General features: G+C 26.4%; 6 protein-coding genes and 1 pseudogene. 4 read left to right on the top strand and 3 right to left on the bottom strand.

Translation table 11 applies throughout. The features are described from left to right. Nucleotides 1–110 precede the first annotated feature (110 nt). From ACIQ56_RS11605 to smpB, 3 genes are all read right to left on the bottom strand, one after another. On the bottom strand, nucleotides 111–392 hold the full coding sequence (locus tag ACIQ56_RS11605) for a hypothetical protein (RefSeq protein WP_397601222.1): 282 nt from the start codon (nucleotides 390–392) through the stop codon (nucleotides 111–113). 8 nt (nucleotides 393–400) lie between these two features. After that, complete coding sequence (locus tag ACIQ56_RS11600) at nucleotides 401–2,401, bottom strand: hypothetical protein (RefSeq protein WP_397601221.1); 2,001 nt, start codon at nucleotides 2,399–2,401, stop codon at nucleotides 401–403. 566 nt (nucleotides 2,402–2,967) lie between these two features. Further along, a complete protein-coding gene (smpB, locus tag ACIQ56_RS11595) occupies nucleotides 2,968–3,414 on the bottom strand; it encodes an SsrA-binding protein SmpB (RefSeq protein ID WP_272914822.1) in 447 nt (148 codons plus the stop codon). A 108-nt stretch (nucleotides 3,415–3,522) separates the two neighbouring features. Between smpB and ACIQ56_RS11590 the strand changes: the two genes are divergently transcribed. From ACIQ56_RS11590 to ACIQ56_RS11575, 4 genes and pseudogenes are all read left to right on the top strand, one after another. Further along, the gene (locus tag ACIQ56_RS11590) at nucleotides 3,523–4,386 is read left to right on the top strand and encodes a prepilin peptidase (protein ID WP_397601220.1); all 864 of its coding nucleotides are present in this window, start codon (nucleotides 3,523–3,525) and stop codon (nucleotides 4,384–4,386) included. A gap of 22 nt (nucleotides 4,387–4,408) precedes the next feature. Then, complete coding sequence (locus tag ACIQ56_RS11585) at nucleotides 4,409–6,424, top strand: ATP-dependent helicase (protein ID WP_397601219.1); 2,016 nt, start codon at nucleotides 4,409–4,411, stop codon at nucleotides 6,422–6,424. Between the two features lie 26 nt (nucleotides 6,425–6,450). Continuing rightward, nucleotides 6,451–8,067 carry a hypothetical protein gene (locus ACIQ56_RS11580; RefSeq protein WP_397601218.1) on the top strand — a complete coding sequence of 539 codons (1,617 nt, stop codon included), beginning with the start codon at nucleotides 6,451–6,453 and terminating at the stop codon, nucleotides 8,065–8,067. Nucleotides 8,068–8,083: 16 nt separating this feature from the next. Then, nucleotides 8,084–8,245 (top strand): annotated as a pseudogene (locus ACIQ56_RS11575) (MBL fold metallo-hydrolase); the annotation flags it as partial.

The raw sequence follows: 8,245 nt of genomic DNA, 5'->3' as shown, positions 1-8,245 counted from the left end.
TTGTTACTTTTTTTTAAGCAACAATTAACTAACAAATTGGAGCTATTTCTTCAATCTTCACAATATCTTTCTCAACTCTTAACTGGCATAAATAGAATTTAATAAATTGTTCAGATTTTTTTATTTTGCATTTGCTGATCTTGGTTTAATGCCTTTAAATATAAATCTCTATATAAAATAAGTTTTCCATATACAGTAACCTTACTTGTTGGAATATTATTTGGAATATAAATTGGAGTCATCCCTCCTGCAGCTGGACTATGAATTAAAGTTCTATTTTCAATTTTTTTAATATTTTCTATCGTTGCATTTAATGATGCTAAAGTAATTCCATTTGTTACTAATTTTCTTAATTCGTTAACTTTGTGTGCCTTACTGTCCGTTCTTATCAAATTACCAATTAATTTCTTTGCATAATTTCTTTTTTCATCATCAATAGGACCATGTTTTTTTCATATGATTTTAAATATTTATCATTCTCTTTTATATAAATATCACAATCATTTTTAATTTGTTTAATTGTTTTATCTAAAATAGAATCAATAGAACTATTAGAAGTTTTTGTATTCATAGCAGCTAAAAATCCAGTCGCAGAGCGAATAGAAGTAACGTCCGAAATATCATTATTCAAATTTACATTTTGAACCCCTTTTCCTGCAAAGTTTTTTACGTCTTGAGATAAATTTAGGTTATCTGCATTTAGTAAAAATTTAGCAGATGATTTTTCAGAATTAGGTATTGAGCCACCTACTAAAGCTTTAGGATGAAATCTTTTATTTGTAGGTATTTTTGTTAATATTTTTGTTAATAAATTTTTTCGTATAAAATACTCAGCTTCCATTATACAATTAGATACAGTACCTGGTACAAATTTTGGCAAATGATCACTTATAGATATAAAATTATGCGATTTTCCAAATCTTAAATTGAGCATATTTTTTTCATAGTTTTCATCCAAAATTTTTAGCAAACTCCGCTGAATTTCATCGGATTTAATTGTCATAATATTTTTCCGATATTTTTCATATTCCGATGCAGTTATATTTTTATTTTTTATTGAATTATTAAAACCCTCAACTAATTCTTTAATAGTTATATATTTAATGTTTGAATTATTTATATTACCATTCATATTATTAATAATTTTTTTCCAAATTATTTCTTGTGTATTTTCTTTATTTTTTAACAATATCATAGAAAATATATCTAAAATTTCAAAAAAAACAATTTCGGTACTAGCATAAATTTTATTATTTATTACTATTTCTTTACCATAAAATTCTAATTTATATTTAGCTATATTATTTTTAATAAAATCATCTTTTAAACTATAAATATCTCCATCATGATAATATCTTTTTTTGAAGTTTAAATCTACAGGCATTAAATTTAATTCTGAATCCATAATTAAAAAAGGGTAATTTTTATTAATTAAATTAAGTTCTTTAACTACCTTACAAATTTTTTTAGTTGATTTAACAATTTCAAAAGGATTATTAGGATCAATATACTTAATTAGATTAAATTTTTCATAGTTCGCATTTTCTAAATGAAAAGACAGGTATTTTTCAGACTCTGAATATTTAATGAATCCGGCATTTCCTCTTAATTTAAAGAGAGTACAAAATAATTCCGTGTTTATAAGATAATATAAATACTCTTCATGATAATCCATAAAATACTTAAGATTTCTATCTTTTTTTAATTTAAACCCATTTGGAGATTTTTCTTCAAAAAAACTATTAAATTTCTCAAGAGCAATTTTAGGCCCTCTTAGCAAAAGGTATTGATTAAAGGCTTTTTCTATAGCATTTAAAATGCTTGATATTTTTTTTATTCTATTTGTTTCTATTATTTGATACTCAAATATTTTTTCATCTAAATAATCAAGCAAAATTGGTATATGCTTATATTTATCTTCATCAAATTTAATTTCTAATGATTTTGTTACTCTTCTTAAAAACTCGATATTCATATAAATAAATAAAATTTCACTTTTAAAAAGAGAAAGAAAAAAATCAGCCAATTTTTTCTTTTTTTCAAAAGTTTTTTGATCTTTTTTATAATCAATAATATTACTATCTACCTCATTTTTATTATTTACTATTTCAATTTTGTTTTTTTCTATGATTTCTTTTAAAGGACTATATATTTTTTGCTTTTTTTGATCGATAGACCTTATATTTAATATATTTCTATTTAAATCATTTTCTTGTTTCTCTATATTTTCTTTATCACCAGCTAAAAAATCAATTCTAACATTTAAATTTTTTTCTTCATCAATTAGTTTTTTAAAATAGTTTCTTTCAAAATCAATCCGATAATTTACATATTTTTTCCAAAGAATTTCATAATTATTATTAATTTCTTTATTTCTAATACAATAATAAAAATCAAACAAAATACCATTAAAATTAAATAAAAATATTTCAAAATTAGGGTCAAGTGGGTCTAAAAATATTTCTTTACTATTGATAAAGTTCGTATAAATCGGTTTTTTTTAAACTTTTCTAAATTGTTATTGATATCTTTATTATTATCGGACATCCAAAGCAATATTTCTGGTATATACATTTTCATCAAAAAAGATGGTATCTGTAAATTCATAAAACCTCTTATAATTAAGTAAAAATTTAAATACTTATAATTTAATGAATAAAATATATTAAAAATAAATTATGATAATTTTTAATATCACTCAATTCATAAAATAAAAAATTAATATATTTTATATAAAATGCAAATAATTTTGAAAGTTTTAAAATAATAATATTTAGATAAATTATTTTATTTATTTTTATTAAGAAATTTTATTTTTATAAAATATATTTATAAAATTTAATATTTTTCCTAGTTAATTTATTGTTCAAAAAATAAATTTTCTTTTTTTGGAAGATTTTTTTTATTTAGTAATTATTTATTTATAATTTAGTAATAATTGAGAAAAGACAGGTTATATTCTTGAATTTATCGACGCATAGCTCTTTGGGCTTCTTTTTTAGCATCTTTTTCTTTTTCGGAATCTCTTTTGTCGTGATTGGCTTTCCCTTTTGCTAATCCAAGTTCTACTTTTACACGATTATTATCATCAAAATAAAGCTCTAAAGGAATTAAGGTATACCCTTTTTGCCTTGTTGAGGCATCTAACTTTTCAATTTCTTTACGATTTAGAAGCAGTCTTCTATCTCTTCGCTCTGCATGATTAAGATAACTGGCATTTTTAAGTGTCGGTATATAAGCGTTTACTAGCCATGCTTGACCATCACGAACCATGGCATAACCCTCAACAACACTTCCATGCCCTTCGCGCAAAACCTTTACTTCGCTACCCTTTAAACTAAGACCAGCTTCAATTTTTTCTTCAATATAATAATCGTGCCAGGCTTTTCTATTCTTTGAGATTGATTTCATAATATTCTCGTGTTCAATTCTATTGTTCCGCCTTTTGTATTAATATAAAGGGCAAAAACTATTGGAATAGAATAGTTGATTGAATTTTCATATTTTGTCAAGGAAAAATAAATGCCTGTAGAATTAAGTACACTAAATATCATTTTTGGAGTGTTTGTTTTTTTGTTTGGCGTTTCCATGGGAAGTTTTTTAAACGTAGTTGCCTATAGAATACCAATAGGCATGTCCATTATTCACCCAAGAAGTTCTTGTACAAGTTGCAAAAAAACGATTTCTAATACTGCTTTAATTCCTGTTTTAGGTTACTTTTTTTCAAACGGCAAATGTTCAAATTGTGGAGTTAAAATTTCAATTCAATATCCAATAATTGAAATAATAACAGGATTATTAACTGTTATTATATTTTTTAAATTTTTAACGCCACAAATAGTTTTAGAATCTTTGCCAGGGTTTTTAAGTATACAATCATACCAATATGGCAAATTTCATTTTACAAATTATGTACCATTTTTTATCTCGTTATGGATAATTTATACAGGAATTCCATTATCTTTAATTGATCTTAAATACAGAATTCTTCCCGATAAAATTGTGCTGCCAGGAATAATTATTGGATTTTTTATCAGCTGTTTAAACCCAGAAATGGGGTGGTCTGGAAGCATAATCGGCATAATTGCTGGAGCTGGGGGCTTATTTGTTGTTTCTAAGCTTTACGAACTCATTAGACATCGCAATGGAATGGGAATGGGTGATGTAAAATATCTCGGATTTATAGGGGCTGTACTTGGATGGAAAGGAGTTATTTTCACTCTTTTTTATGCAAGCATTTTAGGAGCAATTATAGGAATTTTTTGGGGAATTTATACTAAAAAAGGACTTTCAGCAGCCATTCCATTTGGACCTTTTTTAGCTTTGGGAGCCTTTACTGTCAGTACTTATGGAAATGAACTTTTATTTTTAATATTTAAAAGTTGAAAGAAATGAAAAATAAAACATTATGCCAAATAATATAATAAATTCTTTAAATAAAGAACAACTCAAAGCTGTTACTTCTTCTTACGGTGCACAACTTGTGCTAGCAGGAGCTGGCACTGGTAAAACAAAAGTAATTACTTCAAGAATTGCATGGATGATTCATTCTGGAATTCGCCCAGAAAGCATTGTCGCTGTAAGTTTTACAAATAAAGCGGCAAGAGAAATGCAATCTAGATTATCTTCTATAATTGGAGAAAAAGCTGCAAAAAAAGTAGAACTTTCAACATTTCATTCTTTTGCACTAAAGTTATTAAGACAATATCATAAAGAATTTTCATTACAAAGAAATTTCTCTATCTCCGATGAAAATGAAAGCCTAAATTTATTAAGAGAATCCATAAAAGAATTTCATTTAGAAGAAATTTTATCATTACAAGATGCCTCCCAAAAAATATCTTATTATAAAGATAATTTATATACTGATGAAGATTTCAAAAAACAAAAAAACATTTTTGATGGAAAAATTATTTGCAAATTATTTAATTCATATAATAGAAGATTACGTTTATTTAATTTAGTAGATTTTGATGATATTGTTTATTTAACTGTATTAGGTTTTAAAAATAATCCTGAATTATTAAATAAAATTCAAGATTCATTTTCATTTTTAATGGTAGATGAATATCAAGACACCAGTTTTAGCCAATTTCAACTTATTTGCATGTTATCATCAAAAACAAAAAATGTATGTGTTGTAGGGGATGATGATCAGAGTATTTATTCTTGGAGAGGAGCGAGGCCATCAATTATTTCAGATTTTTTAAAACATTTTCCTGACGCAAATAAAGTAACATTGGAACAAAACTATCGATGCACGCCTAACATTTTAAATGCAGCAAACAGTGTTATTAGAGAAAATACAGAAAGATTAGGAAAAGAGCTTTGGAGCGAACAAGCTAATTTACATCCCATCGTCATTCATGCCTGCGAAAATGAAAGAGATGAATGTTTATTTGTTGTTGAAAAAATATTGTCTTTGCAAAGAGAATCTGGAAAACTTAATTTTGAAAATATTGCTATACTTGTTCGTTCAAATAGCCAAACAATTCCTCTTGAACAAGTATTTATTGAGAAAAACATTCCATATACAATTCATGGAGGAACTCAATTTTTTGATAGAAAAGAAGTCAGAGATCTATTTTCTTATTTAAAACTTGCTCATAATTCAAATGACTTGAACAGCCTTTTTCGAATTATAAATTTACCTGCAAGAGGAATAGGAATAGCCACGCTTGAAAAAATTAAAGAAATGCATTTTTCAAACAAAACAATAAATCCTACTTCAAACTTATTTGCTACTCTTAAAGAACTTTCTTGTGAACACAAAGGCATTGCAGAATTTCTTAAAAATTGGAATCAATATGGTGAAAAATTAAAAAATTCTTCTTTAAAAGTTGATATTTCTTCTTCTCTAAGAGATTGTTATGAAAACATTGGTCTAAAAAAAGACATTCTTATGTCTTCTGCCAATATGCAAAATGCTCAATTTCGAATTGATATTGTTGAAAGAGTTTTTAATGTGATTGAAAAACTTGAATTACCAGAAGAATCAATTCAATCTGTCGTAGATGCACTTCATTTAGATAAAGCAAGATTTGATATTGCTCAGGAAACTAAGAATAAAGTTCAGATCATGACCATACATTCTTCAAAAGGCTTAGAGTTTCCTTATGTATTTCTAATTGGCGTTGAAGATGGTATTCTTCCGCATGAAAAAAGTTTGGCTCTTGAATCTGGAATTCAAGAAGAAAGGCGCCTCTTTTATGTCGCTATTACGAGAGCAAAGTATAGACTTTTTATTTCTCATTGTGGTTTTCGCAAAAAAGGAAGAGCGTCAGGAAAAGATTTGGAACCAAAAGCATCTCGGTTTTTATCCGCCATTCCTCAACGGCTTATCATGCATGAACAAACAGATCCAAACTCAGAAGAAGCAAGAAGAATGGATGCGGCAAGAAAATTATTTGAATTGTTTCGTTAATTAAGTTTAGGAAATAAAAAAACGGTATGAAAAAAAATGCGAAACTTCTTAAATTTTTTATATTCTTTGTTACATTTATAATATTTATTCTTACTGGAATATTTACTTATTTATATTCAAATTTAAAATCTTATACACCAACACTTTCTCATATTGCTCAAAAAGTAGGTAAGCCGACTTTTGCTGCAGCATTTAATTACACTGTCAATACAGATAGGCAGCTATATCAATTTTCAAAAAATATTGGTCTAGAAAATAATCCTCGAACACAACAACCCATACCTCCAATCGGTGAAATAGGTGCGCGTGGCTTTTTTATTCTTGATATATACCCACAATATAGCGAAAAAATAATAACTTCTCTAGACAATATTCTGAATGATTTTTTATCCACTTCGGAATCCTTAGATGAAAATGAATTTTTTGACCCAATACCTACGGGCAATCAATCGAATGATGAAATTCTTAATATAAATGATATTGAAGCCCTAAATCAAAATGAAGATAAAGTTACAGATTCAGAAGGAAGTCCTTTTGCTAAACCTTTAACTTCATTAATAGAAGAAATATGGAATGGAAAAACCTTTTTAATTGGGGGTGCTACTCAATTACAGTTATCCATTAAAGATTCTATATTGCTGGCAATAGAACCAAAAATAAAAAAGAGCCTTCATTTATCTTCAGATACTTTAAAAAGTTTGGTTTTAAAAAATGTGCCATTATCTATTCAAAATTTTCTTGGCAATCATGCAATTGAATTATCTATTGAATCATTAGAATTTGATGAAGAAAATAAAATTAATCACTCACAAATTATATTATCTATAAATGATCCTATTGAGTTTTTAAATTCTATATGTTCACAAAAAATAAACCCTTGGGATTTTTGTGGCCGATTTAGTTTTCAAAGAAATAATTTTAGAAAAAACTTAGAAAGTATTTTATCTTTACTAAATAACAATTTTAATATTAAACTTGATATGTATTGGTCAATAAAAGGCCAAACATTTATATTTTCAAATCAAAAAACTTTTGTTTCTATTATTAGTTCTGATAAAAAAGAAAATAATTTAGATAATATTTTAACCACAGTCTCTTCATCTGGAGCAGATTTTTTATTACCTACAGACTCTCTTAAAAATTTTTCTAGTATTTCCTTCTTATTTGACATGATCCAAACTCAAAATAAATTAATAGATTTTTCAGATAGAATTCGTAAAAAATCTTCTGTTCTTTCCGATTATTTTTCTTCTCCTGCTGGAGAGGTTATGTTTTCTGATATTGAAAAAACAATTAATACTTTAACGTCATATTCAGAAAGTGCTTCATTAACTTTAGACACTGACGGCGATAAATTAATACCTAAAATAAGACTATATGCACCTAATGGTGATTTATTTATTAAACAAGGAAAAGAAGTGAATCCAGAAGCTTTAAATACAATTAAAATATTTATTACTAAAGCTGTGTCTTTTGGTAATTTTTTATTACCAAGAGGTTTAATTCCATTACCAGGACCCTATATCCAAAAAAATGGCAAATGGGTAATCATTCAATCTGAAATAAATGTGAAATCAATTGCACCATATTTAGAAAGTATAGACCCTTATATAGATAACTCTGAAGACCCAACTAAACTATAAAAATGGAGTTCTTTTTATGGAAATAATTTCTCTTGAAGGTAACACTCAAATGCTTGATGGTGGAGCTATGTTTGGAAATGCGCCAAAAGCAATGTGGGAATCATGGATTAAATCAGATAATTTAAATAGAATTCCTTTAGCATGTAGATCTCTTTTGGTTAAAAATAAAGATGGAAAA

This window comes from Silvanigrella sp. (assembly GCF_044369315.1).
Lineage (GTDB): Bacteria > Bdellovibrionota_B > Oligoflexia > Silvanigrellales > Silvanigrellaceae > Silvanigrella.
Note: the sequence above shows the minus strand (reverse complement) of the source record. Positions and strands in the feature narration are given on the sequence as shown.